This window comes from Paraplanobispora takensis, from assembly GCF_016863195.1.
Classification (GTDB): Bacteria; Actinomycetota; Actinomycetes; order Streptosporangiales; family Streptosporangiaceae; genus Planobispora; species Planobispora takensis.
The window spans coordinates 48,656-68,118 of record NZ_BOOK01000056.1 but is presented as its reverse complement, the minus strand read 5'-3'; the positions used below and the strand labels follow the sequence as shown (position 1 = coordinate 68,118).

Annotated in this window: 26 protein-coding genes; 14 read left to right on the top strand and 12 right to left on the bottom strand. The window is 70.7% G+C overall.

Going from position 1 to position 19,463, the window contains the following annotated elements; translation table 11 throughout:
- Positions 1-12 precede the first annotated feature (12 nt).
- Positions 13-615: a response regulator transcription factor gene (locus Pta02_RS33830; RefSeq protein ID WP_203879070.1), complete on the bottom strand. Its 603-nt coding sequence runs from the start codon at positions 613-615 to the stop codon at positions 13-15.
- Positions 612-1,862 carry a sensor histidine kinase gene (locus tag Pta02_RS33825; RefSeq protein WP_203879069.1) on the bottom strand — a complete coding sequence of 417 codons (1,251 nt, stop codon included), beginning with the start codon at positions 1,860-1,862 and terminating at the stop codon, positions 612-614. The genes Pta02_RS33830 and Pta02_RS33825 overlap by 4 nt, the downstream gene beginning before the upstream one ends.
- A 189-nt stretch (positions 1,863-2,051) precedes the next feature.
- Here Pta02_RS33825 and Pta02_RS33820 point away from each other — a divergent pair, with 189 nt between their 5' ends.
- Positions 2,052-2,630 carry a hypothetical protein gene (locus tag Pta02_RS33820; protein WP_203879068.1) on the top strand — a complete coding sequence of 193 codons (579 nt, stop codon included), beginning with the start codon at positions 2,052-2,054 and terminating at the stop codon, positions 2,628-2,630.
- A 51-nt stretch (positions 2,631-2,681) separates the two neighbouring features.
- On the opposite strand, the gene Pta02_RS33815 is transcribed toward Pta02_RS33820, so the two are convergent.
- From Pta02_RS33815 to Pta02_RS33800, 4 genes are all read right to left on the bottom strand, one after another.
- On the bottom strand, positions 2,682-3,122 hold the full coding sequence (locus tag Pta02_RS33815) for a hypothetical protein (RefSeq protein WP_203879067.1): 441 nt from the start codon (positions 3,120-3,122) through the stop codon (positions 2,682-2,684).
- Positions 3,123-3,154: 32 nt separating this feature from the next.
- On the bottom strand, positions 3,155-3,700 hold the full coding sequence (locus tag Pta02_RS33810; RefSeq protein WP_203879066.1) for a dihydrofolate reductase family protein: 546 nt from the start codon (positions 3,698-3,700) through the stop codon (positions 3,155-3,157).
- A gap of 83 nt (positions 3,701-3,783) precedes the next feature.
- Positions 3,784-4,485, bottom strand: coding sequence for a helix-turn-helix transcriptional regulator (locus Pta02_RS33805; protein WP_203879065.1), 702 nt, complete (start codon positions 4,483-4,485; stop codon positions 3,784-3,786).
- Between the two features lie 423 nt (positions 4,486-4,908).
- The gene (locus Pta02_RS33800; RefSeq protein ID WP_203879064.1) at positions 4,909-5,289 is read right to left on the bottom strand and encodes a GNAT family N-acetyltransferase; all 381 of its coding nucleotides are present in this window, start codon (positions 5,287-5,289) and stop codon (positions 4,909-4,911) included.
- A 162-nt stretch (positions 5,290-5,451) separates the two neighbouring features.
- On the opposite strand from Pta02_RS33800, the gene Pta02_RS33795 reads away from it, so the two are divergent.
- On the top strand, positions 5,452-6,018 hold the full coding sequence (locus tag Pta02_RS33795) for a DUF4291 domain-containing protein (protein WP_203879063.1): 567 nt from the start codon (positions 5,452-5,454) through the stop codon (positions 6,016-6,018).
- A gap of 54 nt (positions 6,019-6,072) precedes the next feature.
- Here Pta02_RS33795 and Pta02_RS33790 read toward each other — a convergent pair whose 3' ends face one another.
- Complete coding sequence (locus Pta02_RS33790) at positions 6,073-6,660, bottom strand: TetR/AcrR family transcriptional regulator (RefSeq protein WP_203879062.1); 588 nt, start codon at positions 6,658-6,660, stop codon at positions 6,073-6,075.
- A 103-nt stretch (positions 6,661-6,763) separates the two neighbouring features.
- Between Pta02_RS33790 and Pta02_RS33785 the strand changes: the two genes are divergently transcribed.
- From Pta02_RS33785 to Pta02_RS33760, 6 genes are all read left to right on the top strand, one after another.
- On the top strand, positions 6,764-6,943 hold the full coding sequence (locus Pta02_RS33785; RefSeq protein WP_203879061.1) for a hypothetical protein: 180 nt from the start codon (positions 6,764-6,766) through the stop codon (positions 6,941-6,943).
- A gap of 53 nt (positions 6,944-6,996) precedes the next feature.
- The gene (locus tag Pta02_RS33780; RefSeq protein ID WP_203879060.1) at positions 6,997-7,566 is read left to right on the top strand and encodes a dihydrofolate reductase family protein; all 570 of its coding nucleotides are present in this window, start codon (positions 6,997-6,999) and stop codon (positions 7,564-7,566) included.
- 124 nt (positions 7,567-7,690) lie between these two features.
- Complete coding sequence (locus tag Pta02_RS33775) at positions 7,691-8,737, top strand: GH25 family lysozyme (protein WP_203879059.1); 1,047 nt, start codon at positions 7,691-7,693, stop codon at positions 8,735-8,737.
- A gap of 38 nt (positions 8,738-8,775) precedes the next feature.
- Complete coding sequence (locus Pta02_RS33770; protein WP_203879058.1) at positions 8,776-9,549, top strand: MBL fold metallo-hydrolase; 774 nt, start codon at positions 8,776-8,778, stop codon at positions 9,547-9,549.
- 52 nt (positions 9,550-9,601) lie between these two features.
- Complete coding sequence (locus Pta02_RS41585) at positions 9,602-10,042, top strand: RNA polymerase sigma factor (RefSeq protein ID WP_239131439.1); 441 nt, start codon at positions 9,602-9,604, stop codon at positions 10,040-10,042.
- 73 nt (positions 10,043-10,115) lie between these two features.
- Positions 10,116-11,078 (top strand): GNAT family N-acetyltransferase, encoded by a 963-nt coding sequence (locus Pta02_RS33760; protein WP_203879057.1) that lies wholly within the window; start codon positions 10,116-10,118, stop codon positions 11,076-11,078.
- A 4-nt stretch (positions 11,079-11,082) separates the two neighbouring features.
- On the opposite strand, the gene Pta02_RS33755 is transcribed toward Pta02_RS33760, so the two are convergent.
- Both Pta02_RS33755 and Pta02_RS33750 read right to left on the bottom strand, forming a co-directional pair.
- Positions 11,083-12,612 (bottom strand): sensor histidine kinase, encoded by a 1,530-nt coding sequence (locus Pta02_RS33755; RefSeq protein WP_203879056.1) that lies wholly within the window; start codon positions 12,610-12,612, stop codon positions 11,083-11,085.
- Position 12,613: 1 nt separating this feature from the next.
- The gene (locus tag Pta02_RS33750; protein WP_203879055.1) at positions 12,614-13,282 is read right to left on the bottom strand and encodes a response regulator transcription factor; all 669 of its coding nucleotides are present in this window, start codon (positions 13,280-13,282) and stop codon (positions 12,614-12,616) included.
- Between the two features lie 128 nt (positions 13,283-13,410).
- Between Pta02_RS33750 and Pta02_RS33745 the strand changes: the two genes are divergently transcribed.
- On the top strand, positions 13,411-13,881 hold the full coding sequence (locus Pta02_RS33745) for a hypothetical protein (RefSeq protein ID WP_203879054.1): 471 nt from the start codon (positions 13,411-13,413) through the stop codon (positions 13,879-13,881).
- 135 nt (positions 13,882-14,016) lie between these two features.
- On the opposite strand, the gene Pta02_RS33740 is transcribed toward Pta02_RS33745, so the two are convergent.
- Positions 14,017-15,132, bottom strand: coding sequence for an Rv3169 family protein (locus Pta02_RS33740; protein WP_203879053.1), 1,116 nt, complete (start codon positions 15,130-15,132; stop codon positions 14,017-14,019).
- A 146-nt stretch (positions 15,133-15,278) separates the two neighbouring features.
- Positions 15,279-15,863 carry a hypothetical protein gene (locus tag Pta02_RS33735; protein ID WP_203879052.1) on the bottom strand — a complete coding sequence of 195 codons (585 nt, stop codon included), beginning with the start codon at positions 15,861-15,863 and terminating at the stop codon, positions 15,279-15,281.
- A 180-nt stretch (positions 15,864-16,043) separates the two neighbouring features.
- Here Pta02_RS33735 and Pta02_RS33730 point away from each other — a divergent pair, with 180 nt between their 5' ends.
- Both Pta02_RS33730 and Pta02_RS33725 read left to right on the top strand, forming a co-directional pair.
- Complete coding sequence (locus Pta02_RS33730) at positions 16,044-16,580, top strand: peptidylprolyl isomerase (protein ID WP_203879051.1); 537 nt, start codon at positions 16,044-16,046, stop codon at positions 16,578-16,580.
- Between the two features lie 104 nt (positions 16,581-16,684).
- Positions 16,685-17,563 (top strand): rhomboid family intramembrane serine protease, encoded by an 879-nt coding sequence (locus tag Pta02_RS33725; RefSeq protein WP_203879050.1) that lies wholly within the window; start codon positions 16,685-16,687, stop codon positions 17,561-17,563.
- 48 nt (positions 17,564-17,611) lie between these two features.
- Here the strand turns inward: Pta02_RS33725 and Pta02_RS33720 are convergent, their stop codons facing one another.
- Positions 17,612-17,857 (bottom strand): cell division protein CrgA, encoded by a 246-nt coding sequence (locus Pta02_RS33720; protein WP_203879049.1) that lies wholly within the window; start codon positions 17,855-17,857, stop codon positions 17,612-17,614.
- Positions 17,858-18,064: 207 nt separating this feature from the next.
- Here Pta02_RS33720 and Pta02_RS33715 point away from each other — a divergent pair, with 207 nt between their 5' ends.
- The 3 genes from Pta02_RS33715 to Pta02_RS33705 are packed head-to-tail and all read left to right on the top strand — an operon-like array spanning position 18,065 to position 19,441.
- Positions 18,065-18,694, top strand: coding sequence for a class E sortase (locus Pta02_RS33715; RefSeq protein ID WP_203879048.1), 630 nt, complete (start codon positions 18,065-18,067; stop codon positions 18,692-18,694).
- A 19-nt stretch (positions 18,695-18,713) separates the two neighbouring features.
- Positions 18,714-18,872: a hypothetical protein gene (locus Pta02_RS33710; protein ID WP_203879047.1), complete on the top strand. Its 159-nt coding sequence runs from the start codon at positions 18,714-18,716 to the stop codon at positions 18,870-18,872.
- Positions 18,869-19,441 (top strand): anthranilate synthase component II, encoded by a 573-nt coding sequence (locus Pta02_RS33705; protein ID WP_203879046.1) that lies wholly within the window; start codon positions 18,869-18,871, stop codon positions 19,439-19,441. Before Pta02_RS33710 ends, Pta02_RS33705 begins: the two co-directional genes overlap by 4 nt.
- Positions 19,442-19,463 lie beyond the last annotated feature (22 nt).

Genomic DNA, 19,463 nt, shown 5'->3' with positions numbered 1-19,463 from the left:
GCCCGGTGACGCTCAGATCCACCCTTCCTCCCAGGCGCGGTGGGCGGCGGCGTGGCGGGAGCTGACGCCGAGTTTGGTCATGGCCGCCGACAGATAGTTGCGTACGGTGCCCGGTGCCAGGTGGACCTGGGCGGCTATCTCTCTGATCGAGGCCCCGGTCCGGGACGCCCGCAGGACCTCCAGCTCCCGCTCGCTGAGCGGGCAGTCGTCCTCGGTCAGGGCCGAGGTGGCGATGTCGGGATCGACGTAGCGCCGTCCGGCGGCGACGTCGCGGATGATCTCCGCCAGCTTCGTCGCGGGGGTGGTCTTGGGCACGAACCCGCTCACCCCCGCCGACAGCGCGCGGCGCAGTACTCCAGGGCGGGCGTGCCGCGTCACTAAAATGATCTTGATGGGGGACTCCGCCCTGATCTCCTCCGCGGCGCGCAGGCCGTCGGCCGGGGGCATCTCCAGGTCGAGTACGGCGATGTCGGGCCTGTGCTCGCGGGCCAGGCGCACGGCGTCGGTGGAGGTGGCCGCCTCGGCGGCGACGGTCAGGTCCTCCTCCAGTTCCAGCAGCGCCACCAGGGCGCCCCTGATCAGGTCCTCGTCGTCGGCGATCAGCAGCCGGATCATCGCGCCTCCACCGGCAGGCAGGCCGCCACGACGAAGCGGTCGCCGTCGTGCCGCCAGGTCAGCTCGCCCCCGGCGGCCCGCAGCCGCTCGGCGAGCGTCCGCAGGCCGGTGCCCGGGCCGGTGCCTGAACCGGTCTCCCGCGGGCCGGTGCCCGGACCGGCCTCCCGTCCCGTGCCGGGATCCTCGGGCGCGCCGTCGTTGGCGACCGTGAGGCGGGCCAGGCCGTCGGCGGTCCGGTAGCCGACCTCGACGTGCCGGGCGCGGCTGTGCCGCAGCACGTTGGTGGTCGCCTCCCGCATCACCAGTCCCAGCAGGTGCCGGCCCGGATCGGGAAGGAGGCCGGAGGCGGAGGGGTCGAGATCCATCCGGGCGTCGGTACCGGCCGCGGCGAGCACTCTGGTCGCGTTCGTGATCTCTTCCTCCAGGGTGACGCGGCGATATCCCTGGACGACGGCGCGGGTGTCCCGCAACGCGTCGGCGGCCAGCCGCCGTATCTCCTCGACCTCCGTGGCCGCCCGCGCGGGGTCGGCCTCCATCAGCCGCGCCGCCAGCTCGCTCTTGAGGGCGATCACCTGCAGATGGTGGCCCTGGATGTCGTGCAGATCGGCGGCGAAACGCAGCCGCTCGTCCTTGACCGCCAGATCCGCCGACAACCGCCGGGCCGCGTTCAGCCGCTCGGCGACGTCCCACGCCCACAACATCCCGAGCGTGACCCAGCCGGTGAAGACCACCAACGCGGCCGGGAACGCCGCCGCGAACAGCGATCCCCGCCCCGACACCGCGGCCGCGACCCCGCCGAGCACGGCCGCGCCCGCCGCCGTGGCGGCGATCAGCGGCCACCGGCGCCGGCCGGGCAGGAACGTCGCGATGATCGAGACCATCATGGCCGGGCCGAACGACCAGAGCCCGTAGTCCCCCAGAGCGAGCAGGGTCACGCCCAGCACGACCCCGCCCACGCCTCCGGCCGCCAGCCACCTCACCGGCGGCGGTCCGCCCGGGTCCGTGCCCGGTGAGCCGAGGGGGACAGGCGGGATCCGGCGGCTGACGGACACCGCGACGGCCACCACCGTCAGCGCCAGGACGGCCACCGCGGCGAGCCGTACCGGGACCGGGGTCGCCGCGTCCATGATGCGGCTCCTGGCGACGCTGTAGACCAGGAAGAACGCGGTGACGCCGAAGAGACTCCACCAGGTGTGACGGCGGAAGTTCGTCAGCCCCGTCCCAGGATCGACCGGCACGTCACGCACACGGCCATTGTCGCAGCAATCCGCCACGCCGGCCCTCTGTGCCCGGCCGCGGCCCGACGATGACAAATGTCACGCGATCACGTGACACATCCACGCTCTGACGTGCGGTTTCGGCACTGCCGAGAGGACGTGGGCGTCGGCGAGCCTGGAGGCCGTACATGCCTCACCCCCGTATCGAGGAGGTCTCCGATGCAGGCCGCGAACACCGCGCCCACCCCCAAACAGTGGATCGGCGTACTGAAGGACCGCTGGCCGACCGCCGTCGCGATCGGACTGACGCTCCTCACACTGAGCGGCGGCGATGACCCGGACGGCGAGGTGATGAGCCTCGCCCAGGTCCTGCCCGCCCTGCCGCTGCTGTATCTCGTCGTGGCCAAGCTGGGCCGGCCCGCGCTGTCGTGGCCGCTGCTCGGCGTCGGCATGGTGATCATCATCGGGGCGCGGCTGCTGGATCTCGTCGCGCCCTCCACCGTCCTGCTCGCCCTGGCGCTGGTCGTGCTGGTCTGGGGTGTGATCGACGAGCACTCGCGCGGGTCGGGCGAGTTCGGGCTCCAGGCGATCGGCATGATCGGATTCGGCGCGCTGGCACTGGCCGGGCTGGCCCTCGACCCGGAGATCGGCCGGTACGTGGTGGGTGCCGGATGGTTGCTGCACGGCGTCTGGGACTTCGTGCACCTGCGCCGCGGCAAGGTCGTGGCCCGCTCCTACGCCGAGTGGTGCGGCGTGCTCGACGTGCTGATCGGTTTCGAACTCGTCTTCCTGCTGTGACATGCCAAGGAAGCACCGGATGCACTCGGCGGGCCGCCTCCGACACCCCGCTCAACGCCAGAGCTGGATCTTGTACAGCTCCACCTCGGCGAACGCGTCCGGGAAGCCGTCCTCCGGCGCGGTCCGGAGAATCCTGGTGGCCACCCGGGCGGACCAGGTCGCGTCGCTCTGTCCGAGGTCGAACTCCACATGGTGTCGATCTTCGTGCTCCCAGCCCGCGACGCCGAGCAGCCCGGACTCAGACCGGAGCCACCCGGTCCACAGCTCTTCCCAGCCGTCCACCGGCGCAGGTCCGTCCCACCGCTCGAAGCGGACGTGAACCGTGCCGCCGGTGCGGTCCGCCCTGATGGCGAGCCCGTCATCGCCCGCGGTGACCCGATCGTCCGGTGGGTCGGGCCATCCCACCAGCCGGCCGTCGATCGATTCGGTCACCGTGAAGAGCCCGTAATCGGGACCGACCTCGCCGGTGATCGCTCGGAGGAGATCGCTCATGACTCCCTTCCGGTGTCGGTGCGGGCGGTCGGTCAGCCGGCGTCCGGGATGTAGGACAGGTTGAGCACGCCGGTCTGGAACGTCTTGGAGTCGACCAGCTTGAGCGGGTGGGTCGGGGTGTCCTCGAACAGTCTCTGGCCGCGGCCGACGACGATCGGGTGGACCAGGAGGTTCAGCTGGTCGAGCAGCCCGTTGGCCAGCAGCCACCGCACGGTCGTCGCGGAGCCGGACATCTGGATGTCGCCGTCGGTCTGCTCCTTGATCTTGCGCAGCTCGGTCGCGACGTCACCGGAGACGATGGTGGTGTTGCTCCACTCGGCCTTCTCCAGGGTGTTCGACACGACGTACTTGCGGGTGTCGTTGAGGGCCGCGGCGACCTCCTGGTCCTGGTCGGTGGTCGTCCAGTACGACGACCACTCGTCGTACAGCTTGCGGCCCATCAGCATCGCCGCCGCGCTCTGCATGCCCGCCTCGACCACGGCGCCCATCTCGTCGTTCCAGTACGGGAAGTGCCACTGGTCCGGCGACTCGACCACGCCGTCCACGGAGATGAAGAAGCTGGAGATGATCTTGCCCATTGTGCTGCTCCTCGGCCGCTGGGGTCACGGAAACGGTCCGCAATCGCGAGGCGGACAAGAAGAGGTTAAGCGGGAGCGGACGCTCAGGTCTTGTACAGAAGCGACATCGGTTCCGCCGGCCCCCGGCGGCTCAGCTGCGTGGCGGTCCGCCCGATGTAACGGGCCAGCGAGCGCGCCAGGTGCGGCTGGTCGAAGTATCCGAGCCGGTGGATCACATCGTGGGCCGGCACGCCCTCCCGGATCAGAGCCGCCGCCTGCCTGGCCCGGTCGATCTGCCGTACGGCCCCGCGGGTGAGCCCGGTCGCCGCCAGGAACCGCCGCTGGAGGGTTCGTTCGGACACCTCCGGGGACGCGCCGCCGAGCACCGCGGCGACGAGCGGGTCGCGGGTCAGGATCTCCTCCCGCGCCATCCGCCGTGCGAAGTCCTCGGCGTTGTCATAGTCGGGAAGGCTCCAGGCGGAGCCCTTCAGCCAGAACGATCTGCGCGTCGCGTCGGGGATCGGCGCCGAGCCGTCGACGAGCCGGCCGACCGGGAGGTGGGGCATCGAGGTGCCGAGCGAGAAGATGATCCCGTAGAACGTGGCGTCCTCGGGGACGACGGCCGTGCTCGCCCTCGACTCCGGTCCCTGGACGCTCACGTTGACCTGACCCCGGTGCTCCCAGAAGACCAGGTCCCAGTGCACCGTCGCGATCGACGTCATCCGGTCGACGCCGGAGCTGCTGCTCCGCCACACCCGCTCGATGTACGGCGAGTCGGACGGTCGGCTCTCGATCTCCAGCCCCATCCGGGTCGTCCTCCTCGCTTCGGTGGATTCACTCCATGGTCGCCCATCACCGGCCGGAGATCACCGTCCCGGCGGGATCGATCAGACGGCTCCCGCCTTCTGGCGAGCGGCGAGGAAGCCGTCGAACTCGGCCTGCTGCTCCTCGCTGAAAGCCCGTCTGGGCTCGTACCTAAGATCGGTGCATGCGAGGCGGGTACAACGAGGCCTTGGCGATGCTCGGCTACGCGCTGGGCATGATCGTCACATGGGTGCTTCACGAATGGGCGCGTGAGAGTGGTCAGGCGTCGCTCGGTGAAGTCCTGCTCATGTGCTACCTGTTGTTCGACGTCGCATTCCTCTTCGGGCTGATCCGGCTCTCCTGCCGGGGGCTGCGATGGGGCGGCCGGGCGTGCGGAACGGCCGCGCGTGCGGAACGGCCGGGCGTCACTTCTGCAGGGCCGACCGGTTGCGCAGGCCCATGCCGGTCAGGGGCCGCATCCCCAGACGCTCGTAGTACGGCTGGAGCGCGGGATCGCACATCAGGTCGACGGAGTAGAACTCCCCGGCCTCGGCGAGGATCCGCCGTACCAGCTCGCGGCCGATCCCCCGGCCCTGATACTCGGGGAGGACTTCGAGCCAGGGGATGAACGCGGTCAGCACGCCGTCGCTGATCATGTTGACGAAGCCGACGACGCGCCCGTCCTCGTCCAGCGCGGCGATCGCGCGGTGACTGCCGCGCAGCACCGCCAGGTGTTTCTCCGCCGACGGCGGGCTCGGCCAGCCGACGAAGAAGCCCCGCAACTGATCGGTCCCGATCGTGCTCATGTCATCGGTGTAGCGGATCACGCCCGTGCCTTCCGTGCCGTCGTGGATATGGGCGCGACAGCGTATCCGCCCTCGGGCGGCGCGGCGACGGTGATCCGGTGAGGGGAGCGCAGCGGGAAATGCCTTTGCGGCGGGGAGCGGGCGGGTGGCAGGGTGCGCGGCATGTCGCCTCAGTACCGGATCCGCGCCGACTATGACGATCGGACCATCGTGATGTACCAGGCGTACTCGGCTGCCGTGGCGGATCCGGCCCTGCGGGCCGGGCGGTTCGTGCCGCCCTTCTCGTTCGGGCGCATGACGTGGATCAAGCCCTCGTTCCTGTGGCTCATGCACCGGAGCAACTGGGCGCGCAAAGCCGGTCAGGAACGCGTCCTGGCGGTACGGATCACCCGGGAAGGATGGCACGATGCGCTCTCCCGGGCGGTGCTGACGACCGCGGATCCGAAGGCCCTCACCCGGGCGGCGGTCCATGTCCAGTGGGACCCCGAGCGTTCGCTGCGCGGGGCCGCGCTCAACCACTACAGCATCCAGGTCGGCATCGGCCGCGGGCTGATCCGCACGTTCGCGGACGAGTGGGTCGTCGACCTGACCGACATCACCGCCCTGGTCCGGAAGATCGCGGGCTCGGTACAGGCGGGAAACGCGGCGAGAGCCCAGCGGCTGGTGCCCGCGGAACGGCCCTATCCGCTGCCCCGGGAGATCGGACGACGCCTGCTCGTCGACTCGTGAATCCCGGCTCGTGAATCCCGGCTCGTGAATCCCGACTCGTGCGCACGGCCGGGTTCATCCCGAGTGGTCCGGGCCGGGCAGGATGCGGTCGACGACGTCGGTGACCAGGTCGTGGATCCGGTCTTCCGGGAAGACGTCGGGCAGCGTGAGCCGTTCCACGATCAGCCAGTTCAGCGCCAGATAGAGCAGGACCACGGTGGTCGCGTCACCGGGCAGGCCGGACTCCGTGTGATAGCGGATGTTGGCGTCGACGTCGGCGCGGATGCGCTCGGTGAGGAGGCGGCGCAGCTCCGGACGGCGGGTGGCCTCCAGCCGTAGCTCCAGCAGTGCCAGATATCCGGAGCGGAAGCGGCTGATGCGGTCCACCAGGTCGTGCATGAGCTGGGTGACCTTGGCGCGGTCGCGGGGTCCCTCCAGGCCGGCGGCCAGCACGCCCGGGTCGGGCTCGACACGCTCGTAGAAGCGGTAGCCGATCTGGGTGAGCATGTCGTCGCGGTTGTCGAAGTAGTTGGAGGCCGTGCCGTTGGGCACCTGCGCCTCGACGTCGACGGCGCGGAAGGTCAGGCCGCGGGCTCCCTCGCGGGCCAGGACCTCGATGGCGGCGTCGAGGAGTGCCGCCCGTCGTGCCGGATTCTGCCGCATCGCAATCTCTCCCGGGTCGGTGTTGACACCACTCTGGATGTAGTACTACGTTCAAACCACTTCGAACATAGTACTACACCTCAAGTGCTGAGAGGGAACACCGATGCGAGGACAGCAGACCGCTCCGCTCACCTTCACCGTCACGGTCGCCACCGCGGCGCGGCCCGCCGTACAGACCGCCCCGCCCGGCACGAGCGCCGTCCCGGATCGCCGGCGGCGCACCCCGCGACCGCGTTCGCTCCCGCGGCCCAGGCCCCTGCCCAAGCCCGGCGGCGCGCGGTGACCGGACAGCCCGGCAAGACCCCCGAAGAGCCCGCCACCAGCGAAGGACCGCATATGCGAAAGCTCGTCTACTACGTCGGCATGACCATCGACGGCTTCATCGCCGCCCCCGACGAAAGCTACGACTTCTTCCCCGTGACGCAGGACGTCGTCGACTTCATCGTCGAGGACTTCCCCGACACCCTGCCGACGCACCTGCGCGAGCAGCTCGGAGTGGACGTCCCCAACCCGAACTTCGACACCGTCGTGCAGGGGCGCGTCACCTACGAACCCGCCCTGAAGGCCGGGATCACCAGCCCCTACGCCCATCTGCGTCAGTACGTGGTCTCCACGAGTACGGCGGAGAGCCCCGACCCCGCGGTCGAGATCGTCTCCGACGACGTGGTCGGCCGGATCCGGCAGCTGAAGGCGGAGGAGGGCGGGGACATCTACCTGGCGGGCGGCTCGCGCCTGGCGGGCACCCTGCTCCCGGAGATCGACGCGCTCGTCGTCAAGCTCTATCCGGTGGTCGCCGGGGCCGGCATCCCCCTGTTCACCGCCGGTTTCTCCCCCGCGTACTTCACCCTGGAGGGCACCCGTACCCTCCGCGAGGGCACGGTCATCCTCACCTACGGCAGGAAGTGACCACCGCGGCGGTACGGCGGGCCGGGGACGATCCGCCCGGACCCGCCGTTCCCCGTCACCCTTGCGATCCCCGGAGGCATCCGTCAGGATCTTCCCCGTCGTCACGCGGGAACGGGGGATTCACGTGAAACGTCTTTCTGCGGTGGTCGCCGCCGTCATGGTGGGGGCGCTCATACCCGCGGCCTCCCAGGTGGCCGCGGCGGGAGTCTCCCGGGGCTCGGCCGTCACCGGGGTGGACGTCAGCAACTGGTCCGGTGAGATCGACTGGGGGAGCGTCGCCGGCAGCGGGACGGCGTTCGCCTTCGTGTACGCCTCCGAGGGGCTCGACTATCTGAACGAGCGTTTCGACGCCCAGTACGGCGGCGCCGCCGAGGCCGGGCTGATCCGCGGGGCCTACCACTTCGCCCAGCCGCACGAGTCCGACGGCGCCGCGCAGGCCGACTTCTTCGTGGACAACGGCGGCGGCTGGCGCTCCGACGGCAAGACCCTGCCGGGCGTGCTCGACGTGGAGGACAACCCCTACCGCAACCGCAACGGCCTCAACTCCTGCTACGGCCTCGACCGCGAGCAGATGGTCGACTGGGTGGGGGACTTCACCCGCCGCTACCGGCAGCGGACCGGCCGCGACGCGATCATCTACACCACCACGAGCTGGTGGCGGACCTGCACCGGCGACTCCCCCGCCTTCGGCCGCAACCCGCTCTGGCTGGCCCGGTGGGGCACCGAGCCGGGGGAGTTGCCGGCGAGCTGGACCCGGTACACCTTCTGGCAGTCGGCCGACAAGGTCGCCGGCTCCCCCGGCGGCAAGAACTCCTTCAACGGCACGCCCTCCCAGCTCAGGCTGCTGGCCAGGCCGGCGCCGAAGGTCAAGGCGGCTGGGCGGGTCACCGGGAACACCTACACCGTCACGCTGACCAACACCACCGCCAAGCCGATCACGGCGCTCAAGGTCGCGGGCCGGACGTTCGGCGGGCAGAAGATCGTCAAGGCGGGCAAGGGCTGCCGGTTCAGCGGTACGGCGGTGCGCTGCACGATCCCCAAGCTGTCCCCCCGCGCCAGGGTGAAGCTCACCTTTGTCACCAGGCCCTCCGCCTCCGCCCGGAACGCCAGGCGGGGACTGGACCTCACGATCGGCACGGTGAACCTGAGGCTGACCGCCAAGGCCCGGTGAGCCCGCACCCGCTCCGGTGATCTGGCAGGCTCGGACCCATGGACGAACGGTGGTGGGAAGTCGGGGACCGGATCTACGTCCGGCGGCACGAGTCGTTCGACCTGAACGCCGGGCTGGTCGTCGGGGACGAGGGCTGCCTGGTCGTCGACACGCGCATGTCCCACCGTCAGGGCCGGGACCTGGCCGAGGCCGTGCGGTCCGTCACCGCCCTGCCCTGGACCGTGGTCAACACCCACGCGCACTTCGACCACTTCTTCGGCAACGCCGTCTTCCTGCCCGCCGACATCTGGGGCCACGTCAGGTGCGCCGAGGCGGCCGCGGCCACCGGCGAGGCGCAGCGGCGCGAGTGGCTGCACGAGGGCCCGGAGGAACTGGCCGAGGTGGAGATCACGCCGCCGGGCCGTACGTTCACCGACGCCGTCACCCTCGACCTCGGCGGGCGCCCGGTCCACCTGCGCCATCTCGGCCGAGGGCACACCGACAACGACATCGTGGTCGAGGTCCCCGGCGCGGGGGTGGTCTTCGCCGGCGACCTGGTCGAGGAGGGGGCGCCGCCGCAGTTCGGCGGCGCGTTCCCGCTGGAGTGGCCGGACACGCTCGCGCGCCTGCTGGACCTGCCGGGCGAGACGGTGGTGCCCGGTCACGGCGCCGTCGTGGACCGCGAGTTCGTACGGCGCCAGCACGCCGACCACGTCGCCGCGGCCGGGATCCTCACCACCGGCGGCGACACCGCCCGGATGCCTTTCCCGGCGGAGACGGTGACGGAGATCGTCGCGCGGATCGCCGAACTCCGTGCCGCAGGGCAGGCATAGCCGCATCCGCTGTGGAGCGTCTTAGTGACGTAACCGCACAGTGGAGGTGATCGTGGACGCCGCAGAGGAGCGACGGTTCCGCGACTTCGTTTCGGCGCCCTCGCCGGCTCTGATGCGCCTGGCGTATCTGCTGACCGGCGGGGACCGGCACGCGGCCGAGGACCTGCTCCAGAGCGCGCTGGCCGGGACGATGGTCTGGGAATGGCGGCTGGGTCTCAGCGACGGCAAGGTGTTCTACGACCTGGAAGGGAACGTGCTGCCGATCCCGGAGAAGGAGAGGAACGGCAGCTTCCAGGAAGCGGGCCTGTCACCGAGCGGCCGGTGGCTGGCGGACGACCCCGCGGCGCCGGCCGTGACGGACATGGAGACGGGTCAGACGGTCCCGTTTCCGCGGGCCGTTGCCGGACACCTGATCGGGCGGTTCGTCGCCTGGGCCGACAGCCGGAAGCCCGGGTCGTGGGAGCCGCTGGTGGGCCACCGCCGGCCGTCGTGAGGACGGGCCCGTCCCGTGGTGCGGCCGGAAAACCGGTCGAGATCCGGTGAGGGCGGTCCTTATGCTCCGGAACATGACACTTGAGTGGGGCCCGCTGACCGAGCGCGACAACGGCGCCTTGGCGGAGCTGCTGGCCGCGATGGAGGCCGAGGACCGCACCGGGGAGAACTACGACGCCGACGACGTCGCCGACGACTTCGCCAACCCGGCGTACGACCTGGCTCGGGGCACGCTGGCCGCGTGGGACGACGGCAGGCTGGTCGCCTACGGCATGCTGATGGCCCGCGCCGAAGCCGACCCGGTCCACCAGATGGGCTTCTGGGGCGGGGTGCACCCCGCCTACCGGCGCCGGGGCATCGGGCGCCAGGTGGTCGACTGGGGCGTCAGGACCGCCCCGACGATCCATGAGAGCCGCTTTCCCGGCCGGCCGCTGGAGATCCACTTCTTCGCCCACGACCGCAACGCCGGGGCGAAGGCGCTGGCCGAGACGGCGGGCATGACCCCGGCCCGGTGGTTCTGCGACATGGGCCGTGACCTGGAGGCCGAGCTGCCGAGGGTCGACCCGCCGGACGGGCTGAAGATCGTGCCCTACGGCGACGACCTGGAGGACGCCGTCCGCGAGGTGCGCAACGCCTCCTTCGCCGACCACTGGGGCAGCGTGCGGCACACGCCGGAGTCCTGGCGGAGCGTCATGATCGGGACCAAGGCGTTCCGGCCGGAGATCTCCTTCGTGGCCCAGGACGGCTCCGGGACCGCCGTGGGCGTCCTGCTCAGCCTCTACCACGAGGCCGTCACCCAGGCCACGGGCGTCCGCGAGGCGTGGATCCAGATCATCGGGACCCTGAGGGAGTGGCGGGGCAGGGGTGTGGCGAGCGCGCTGATCGCCCACGCGCTCGCCGAGTTCCGCGCGCAGGGTTACCGCAGGACCGGGCTGGCCGTGGACGTCGACAACGCGACCGGCGCGCTCGGCATCTACACCCGCGCCGGGTTCGAGATCGAGCAGCGCACGACCGTCTACGCGCTCCCCCTCACCTGACCCCTCACGCCGCACCGGCCGTCAACGCGCTCCCCCTCACCTGACCCGCCGGGACCGGCCGCCGGTCCGTCGCGGAGGCGACGGGGAAGCGGGCGCGCAGGCAGGCTCCCGGCGGGCCCGCGACGATCGCCAGGCCGCCGCCGTGCCGTACCGCGATGTCCCTGGCGATCGCCAGCCCGAGCCCCGAGCCGCCGGCGTCCCGGTCCCTGGCCTCGTCCAGCCGGGTGAACCGGTCGAAGACCGCCTCGTGATGCTCGGCGGGGATGCCCGGCCCGTCGTCGCACACCTCCAGGACGGCCTCCCGCCCGTCCACGGCCAGGCGGACGGTCACCTCGGACTCCGCGTGCCGTACGGCGTTGTCCACGAGGTTGGCCACCAGCCGGCGCAGCTGCCCGGCCGAGCCGCGGACCACCACGTCGGCGGCCACCTCCAGCCCGACCCGCACCTCGGATCTCGGCCGGGAACGGGCGGCCTCCTCCGCGGCGACCTGGCCCAGGTCCACCTCCTCGTGACGGTCCGGCTCCCCGGCGTCCAGGCGGGCCAGCAGCAGCAGGTCGGAGGTGAGCGCCTGGATCCGGTCCACGTCGGTCAGCGCCTCGGCGGACAGCGGTCCGGGCGGGGCGAGCTCCAGCCGGGTGCGCAGGATCGCCAGAGGGCTGCGGAACTCGTGGGCCGCGTCGGCGACGAAGCGCTTGTGGCGGCTGACGGCCAGTTCCAGGCGGTCGAGGGTGCGGTTCATGGTCTCGGCCAGCCGGGCGATCTCATCACGCGACCTCGGCACCGGGACCCGGCGGTGCAGGTCGCTGGCGGTGATGTCGGCCACCTCGGCGCGGATCGCCGAGACGGGGGCGAGGGCCCGGCCGACCACGAGCCAGGTGAGGACGGCGACCAGCAGGAGCAGCGCGGGGATGCCGGGCAGCAGCACGCTCTTCAGGGTGGCCAGCGCGGCGTGGGTGGAGTCCAGGGACGCTCTGGCCTTGACCAGCAGCGGACCGGCGGAGGTGTCGACCGGCAGCGTCGCGGTGACGTAGGCGCCGGCAGGCGCCCATTTCTCGGCGGAGACGAGATCGCCCGGCACGACGTCGGGCCTGCCCTTCCCGTCGGGTTCGTCGTCGCTCCCGCCTTCGGCGTCGGATTCGACGCCGGATCTCCCTCCCGCGCCGGGTTCGTCGCCGGGCCGCTCCTCGGCGCCGGCTCCGGGGAAGGCCCGGCGTGCGACGAAGGGCTCGGTCGCGTACGGCTCGCCGGGCCGTTCGACGACCGCGACCCATCCCGCGAAGAACGCCGCCTGCCTCTCCTTGACGATCTCGATGTCGGGGTCCGCGGGCCTGCCGAACCGGTTCTCCTCGATCAACGTGCCGGAGGACAGCATGTCGGCCGTGACGCCGGCGCGCCGGGCGGCCTCGGCGGAGGCCGTGTCGGTCAGGCTCCCGCCGAGCACCCCGGCCAGCACGGCCGCGACGGCCCCCAGCGCGACCGCGACGATCACGGTCGCCGCGACGGTGGCCCTGACCCGGACTGACAGTCGTGACATCTCAGGCCTCCAGCCGGTATCCGGCGCCGCGCACGGTCACCAGGGTCGACCGGCCGAACGGGGCGTCGATCTTCCGGCGGAGCGCGCTGATGTACACCTCGACGATGTTCGGGTCGCCGTCGTAGGAGAAGTCCCACGCCTGGGCGAGCAGCTCGCTCTTGGAGACCACCTCGCCCTGCCTGCGGGCCAGGCCGTGCAGGACGGCGAACTCCTTCGGGGTGAGGGGGATCTCCGTCTCCCCCCGGCGGCACCGCAGCCCGGCGGGATCGACGGTCAGGTCGCCGACCGTGATGGAGACCGGCCGCGCCGTACCGCCCCGGCGCACCAGCGCGCGCAGCCGGGCCAGCAGCACGACGTAGGAGAACGGTTTGGACAGGAAGTCGTCGGCTCCGGTGTCCAGGGCCTCGGCCTCGTCCTGCACCCCGTCCTTGGCGGTGAGCATCAGGATCGGCGTCCAGTTCTCCGCGTCGCGGAGCCTGGCGCAGACGGCGTAGCCGTTCATCCGGGGCAGCATGACGTCGAGAACGATCACGTCGTAGGCGTTCTCGGTCGCCATCCACAGCCCGTCGCGTCCGTCGTGGGCGACGTCCACGGCGAACCCCTCACCGGCCAGGCCGCCCTTCAGCAGGTCGGTCAGGCGCTTCTCGTCCTCGATCAGCAGCACGCGCATGCGGTCAGCCTGACGCACGCCACCTAAAGACAACCTGAAGACGGGTTCGGGGACCTTCAGGCTCCTTTCAGGTGCCGGACGGGAGCGTGGGCCCGACCGAATCGCCGATCGACTCAGGAGAAGCACCCATGCGAATCCGCATTCTCGCCGCCGCCGTGGTCACCGCCGGGGCCCTGGTGACGGTCATGACCGGCGCGGCCGGCGCCGCCACGTCCGCGACCCCTCCTTCCCCGGCCGTCCCCGTGGAGGAGGGGGACTTCGTCATCGTCTGCGAGGGCGGTGAGGGCAGCGAGGGCCACGTCGTCGTCACCAGGCACAGGCTCGCCGACGACGAGGTGAGGAGGCTCAAGGGGAAGGCCAAGAAGTTCAGGGAGAGCGGGGACGTGGTGATCGTGAAGCGGCCGGACGGCATCGAGGTGACCCGGGCCGTCCCGGTCAAGGCCGGCAGGCACGGGGTCGTCGCCAGGTCGGCCAGGCCGGGCAAGCCGTTCCACGCCAGGCCGGCCAAGCCCGCCAAGCCCCTCCCCGACGACCTCGTCGTGGCCTGCGGCGAGCCGGAGTCCGTGGAGAAGATCGAGATCAAGAAGATCAAGGAGTGACACGGGCGCGGAGCCGTACCGGACGAGGGCCGGTACGGCTCGCGCGGACCCGGGCGTGCGGACCCGGGCCGCGCGCGTGATCCGGCCGGCCCCGCCCGCGGGTCCGGGCGTGCGGCCCGGACCCGCGGGACGGGGTCAGGCCTCAGGGAAGGACGGGTGCGGGCCCAGCGCCCAGTACTCGTAGAGGCCGTAGCCGACCTGCGTGCCCTGCGCGGCCCCCGACGGGTCGTCGTACTCGAAGCGGCCCACCGCGTCGATCATGCCCCACATGCGGGAGGCGTCCTGCGGGAAGGTGTGGGTGACGCCCTGCACCACCGGGTCCGGGCCCTGGTACATGCCGTGTTTCCAGCCGGGTTCCAGGCCATACCCGGTGCCCACCATCAGGTGCACCGGGAGGATCGGCGTGCACCGCATGTCGAAGGGCTTGCCGCCCGGTGGTGCGAAGGAGATCGTCGCCTCGCGAACCTCCCGGGTGCCCTCCGCGTACACGGGGCGGTACTCCGGGCGCCCGAGATACTCCTGCTCACCCTCCCTGGCCGAGCCGAAGCCCCAGACCCGGACCGCCTCCTCCAGGACGCGGCGGCCCTTCTCGTCCTCCTGGACGATGCACAGGATGGCGTGGTCGTCGAACTGGACGGGCGCGTAGAGCCAGTAGAAGGTCCCGGCGTTCTTGGTCTGGATGCCCGGGGGCTCCGGCTCGCCCACGGGGCGGATGCCCCACGAGCGGTCGCGGGTCCCCTGCCACCGGTCGGGGGTGACCTCGATCCGCTCGTCGCCGATCATGATGTGCCCGCTCCACCGCCCGGTCTGGGCCAGCCGCGAGGAGTTGAAGACGACGCGCTCCTGCCAGCGCAGGAAGTGGCGCGGCTCCAGGGTCGCGGGGATCGTGCCCTGCCAGGTGAGGTCGTAGGACAGGCCGTGCTCGGTGGGGTCGAGCACGACCCGGAGCGTGCGCAGCCCCTCGATCACCTCGACGCGGAACGGGCCGACCGCGGTGTCCATCCGGTCGTCGCCCAGTTCCCTGGAGGCGCGGACGACCCGGTGGATGTCCCGGTGGCGCACGCAGGCGAAGGCGTCGGTGACACCGAGGTTGGGGTACTGCCCGACGCCGATGATCAGCATCAGCTCGTCGGATCCGGCGTGGCAGTTGAAGTAGTAACGGTCGTAGAAGTTGCGGTCCGACGTCGTGACGTGCCGCATGACCTCGGGGGACTGGTGGACGGGGTAGTCGTCGAGCGGTGACAGCGTCATCCGTGTTCCTCCGTGCCTGGGGAACACGATCTAACAAGCGCTTGGTGAAACCGTCAACACCGTCCCGGGCCGGGCACGGGTACGGCCCGCATCGTGGGGATGCGGGCCGTACCCATGGGCACCCAGGCGTGTCAGGACATCAGATTTCAGGGCGAATTCTTGGAGGCCGTCGTCGACTCGGTGCTGATCTTGTTACCGAACTCGTCCGACGAAGGATCCGCCTTGTGACCGAACTCCTCGGCCCTGTCTTTGACGCCACCGGCGGTGCCGGAGACCTTGTCCGCGGCGGTCCGGGCCTTGTCGCTGACCCAGTGGGACGCGTCGGCCGTGGTGCTCTTGAAGCTCTCCGACCACTGGCTGCCGGAGCTCCTGCGGTACATCGCGAAGCCGGCGGCGCCGACCGCGACACCGGTGAGCAGCAGGACCACCGGCCACCGCGACCTGCTCCGGGGCGAAGGATCGACCTTCGCCGCGGCCTGGGACAGCATCGCCGTGATCCTCGGCGCGAGTTGGTCCTCGAAAGAGTGGGCGGCGGCGTCTAGTCTTGGTGCTGCCCACCCGCGGGCATCGAGGACCTTCGCGGCGGCGGCGTCACGCGCCGCGTCGCGGGCATGGACCGCCATCGGTCCGACCTGCCCGACAGCTCGCTTGAGCTGGGACTTCGCCATGTACAGCCGGGTTTCCGGAACCACCTTGATGGTGCGGCGCTTTCCAATTAGTGCAAGAGGCACAGCAACTCCTCCCCTGTCGTTGGGGCCCCGCAGGCACCCCTTCCCGCTCGAAAGCGGCTCAATCATGACCAGCCGTGGGAGGATGCTGGAGGGGTCGGCGGCGACCCTCAATCTCAAAACATCACAAACATCGCGCCTTGTACAGGCTCCGCCTGTTGACCTGAAGGGGGCAGCCCCATCGTGGCTGAGAAGTTGTTCGCGACCCTCAAGACCAACCGTGGCACCGTGAAGCTCGAGCTCTTCCCGAACCACGCGCCCAAGACCGTGCGGAACTTCGTCGAGCTGGCCGAGGGCGCCCGGGAGTGGACGCACCCCGAGACCGGCCAGAAGACCACCGACAAGCTCTACGACGGCACCGTCTTCCACCGCGTCATCGCCGGCTTCATGATCCAGGGCGGTGACCCGCTGGGTCAGGGCATCGGCGGCCCGGGCTACAAGTTCGACGACGAGATCAGCCCGGACCTCTACTTCAACCGTCCCTACCTGCTCGCCATGGCCAACGCCGGCATCCAGATGGGCCGCGGCACCAACGGCTCGCAGTTCTTCATCACCGTGGTGCCCACGCCGCACCTCAACGGCAGGCACACCATCTTCGGCGAGGTCGTCGAGGGCCAGGAGGTCGTCGACGCCATCGCCAAGACCGAGACCGACGGCCGCGACCGCCCGGTCGAGCCGGTCGTGCTGGAGTCGGTCACCATCGACCGCGTCCAGGGCTGACCCGCCTGCGGCGGCCACCCGCCGGTGGCCGCCGCACGGGCGCCGGTGATTCTGCATAGGCTGGACGCAGGAAGAAGCACGGTCGAAAGGGTCACCGACACGCCATGACCACCCAGCCGCCCGGCGAGCCCGGCACGCAGGCCGTACCCACCTGTTACCGTCACCCGGACCGCGAGACCTACGTGCGCTGCCAGCGCTGCGAGCGGCCCATCTGCCCCGACTGCATGCGCGACGCCTCGGTCGGCTTCCAGTGCCCGGAGTGCGTGGCCGAGGGAAGCAAGGGAGTACGGCGGGCGCAGTCGGTGTTCGGCGGCAAGGCGGTCACCACGCCCCGGGTCACCTGGGGCCTGATAGTCCTCAACGTCCTGGCCTACGCCGCCGAGTTGATCGCCCCGGACCGGGTGCTGGGCGACTACGCGATGCATTCGGGCGCCGTCGCCTACGGAGGCGAGTGGTGGCGCCTGATCACCGGTGCCTTCCTGCACGCACCGCCGCAGGGCGGAGGGTTCGCGCTCACCCACATCCTGTTCAACATGTGGGTGCTGTACGCCGTCGGCCCGGAGCTGGAGCGGCGGCTGGGCTCGATCCGCTTCCTCATGCTCTATCTGCTGTCCGCGCTGGGCGGCTCCGTCGCGATCTACTTCCTCGGCATCGCCGCTGTCGGGGCCTCCGGGGCGGTCTACGGCCTGTTCGGCGCGCTGTTCGTGGTCTCCAAGAGGCTCGGCTACGACATCCGGGGCGTGCTCTGGCTGATCGGCATCAACGTGGTGATCACTTTTGTGGTCCCCAACGTCAGCTGGCAGGGCCACCTGGGAGGTCTCATCACCGGCGCCGTCGTCAGCGCGATCCTCGTCTACGCCCCGGCCAGGAACAGGAACCTGGTCCAGTGGGGCGGGTGCGCGCTGGTCCTGCTGGCGCTGGTCGCCGCGGTCGTGCTGCTGCCGCCGTTCGCCTACGACGCGTACATGCTCTCCGGAGGCTGATCCACACCCTGGTGCTTCCCCAGGGTGTGGATATGTCTGTGGAAAGATCTAGCGCCAGCGGGTGGAGAGCACCACACCGAAGATGATGAAAGCGAACCCGATCAGCAGGTTCCAGTTCTGGAGCGAGCCGATCAGCGGGGCGTCCGGCGCCACATAGTAGATCGAGATCCACAGGATCCCGATGATCCAGGAGGCCACCATGACGGGCGCCAGCCAGCGCGGGCTAATCTTGACCTGCTGGGACGTCTTCGGCGGGGTGTAGACCGCCTTCTTGCGAGCCTTGGACTTGGGCACTGGGTTCTCCTGCGTCAACCCTGCGCGATCCGGATCGTGCGCAGGTTCTGTCAGCTAGCGTAATCGCTGGTGGGCGACGACCCGAGTAAGGATAGTCGCCGCGTGCGGGACATGCGATCCCGCGGCAGGACCATCCTCGGGCAAACAACCGTCCAACGCCTCGATCGTCGCGGTTCGGACGTGACATCCTCTCACTAGCCTGACGCCATGAGGGCCGTGATGCGCGTGTGCGGGGAGCTGGGCCTCACCGTGGGAGGGGTCCTGCTGCTCCTGTGCGCCTACCTGATCTGGGGGACCGGAGGCTACACCGCCGGTCGGCAGGCGGTGCTGCGCGAGCAGCTGCAGCAGCCGCCGCAGCCGCTCTCCGGCGGCTCCCGCAGGCCGGAGAGGGTCCGGACGGGTGAGCCCCTGGCGATGCTGCGCATCCCCCGCTTCGGCGAGGACTACCGCTACGTCGTGGTGGAGGGGGTGGACCGGGAGGAGCTGCGGGCGGGCCCCGGCCACTATCCCGGCACCGCCCTGCCGGGAGGGACCGGCAACTTCGTCCTGGCGGGCCACCGGACCACCTACGCCGCGCCCTTCAACCGCATCGACGAGCTCCGCAGGGGGGACGAGATCATCGTCGACACCCGCGACACCCGTTACGTCTACCGGGTCACCGAGACCCGCATCGTCGCCCCCGCCGAGATGAGTGTGATCGCCCCCGTCCCGGGCAGTCCGGGTCGCAGGCCCACCAGGGCGCGCATCACGCTGTCCACCTGCCACCCGGAGTACTCCGCCGCGCAGCGGCTCATCGTCTTCGGCCGGCTCGACGACAGGCGGGATCCCGACCGGTGACCGAGCAAGGAGGAAGCACGTGTACGAATGGATCTGGCGGATGCTCTCCGGCGGCCCCGTGGCCAAGATGTGCACCGCACTGGTGCTGGCCGGGATGACGGCGGCCGTACTCTGGTATGTCGTGTTCCCCTGGATCGAACCGTATGTCCTCTTCGACCGCGCGACCATGAGTCCATGAGCCGAATCCTGGTGGTGGACAATCACGACAGCTTCGTCCACACCATCGTCCAGTATCTTCGCGAGCTGGGCGCCGACTGCGATGTGCGTCCCCGGGACCACGTCGCGGTCGGCGACACGGCGGGCTTCGACGGAGTCCTGATCAGCCCCGGGCCCGGCACACCCGAGGACGCCGGGGTGAGCGTCCCCCTGGTCGGTCACTGCGCGGCCCGGGGCCTGCCGCTGCTCGGCGTCTGCCTCGGGCACCAGGCCATCGCGGTGGCCTACGGCGCCACCGTGGCCAGGGCGCCCGAGCTGATGCACGGCCGGACGAGCGCCGTCTCGCACGACGGGCGCGGGGTCTTCGCCGGACTGCCGTCGCCGGTCACCATGACGCGCTATCACTCGCTGGCCGTACGGCCCGAGACCGTGCCGCCGGTCCTGGAGGTGACCTCGACCACCGATGACGGAGTCGTCATGGGATTGCGCCACCGCGACGCTCCCGTCGAGGGCGTGCAGTTCCATCCCGAGTCGGTGATCTCAGAGTACGGTCACCGGCTGCTCGGAAACTGGCTCACGAAAATCGTGTAACGCATCGGACGCGCTGGACGAC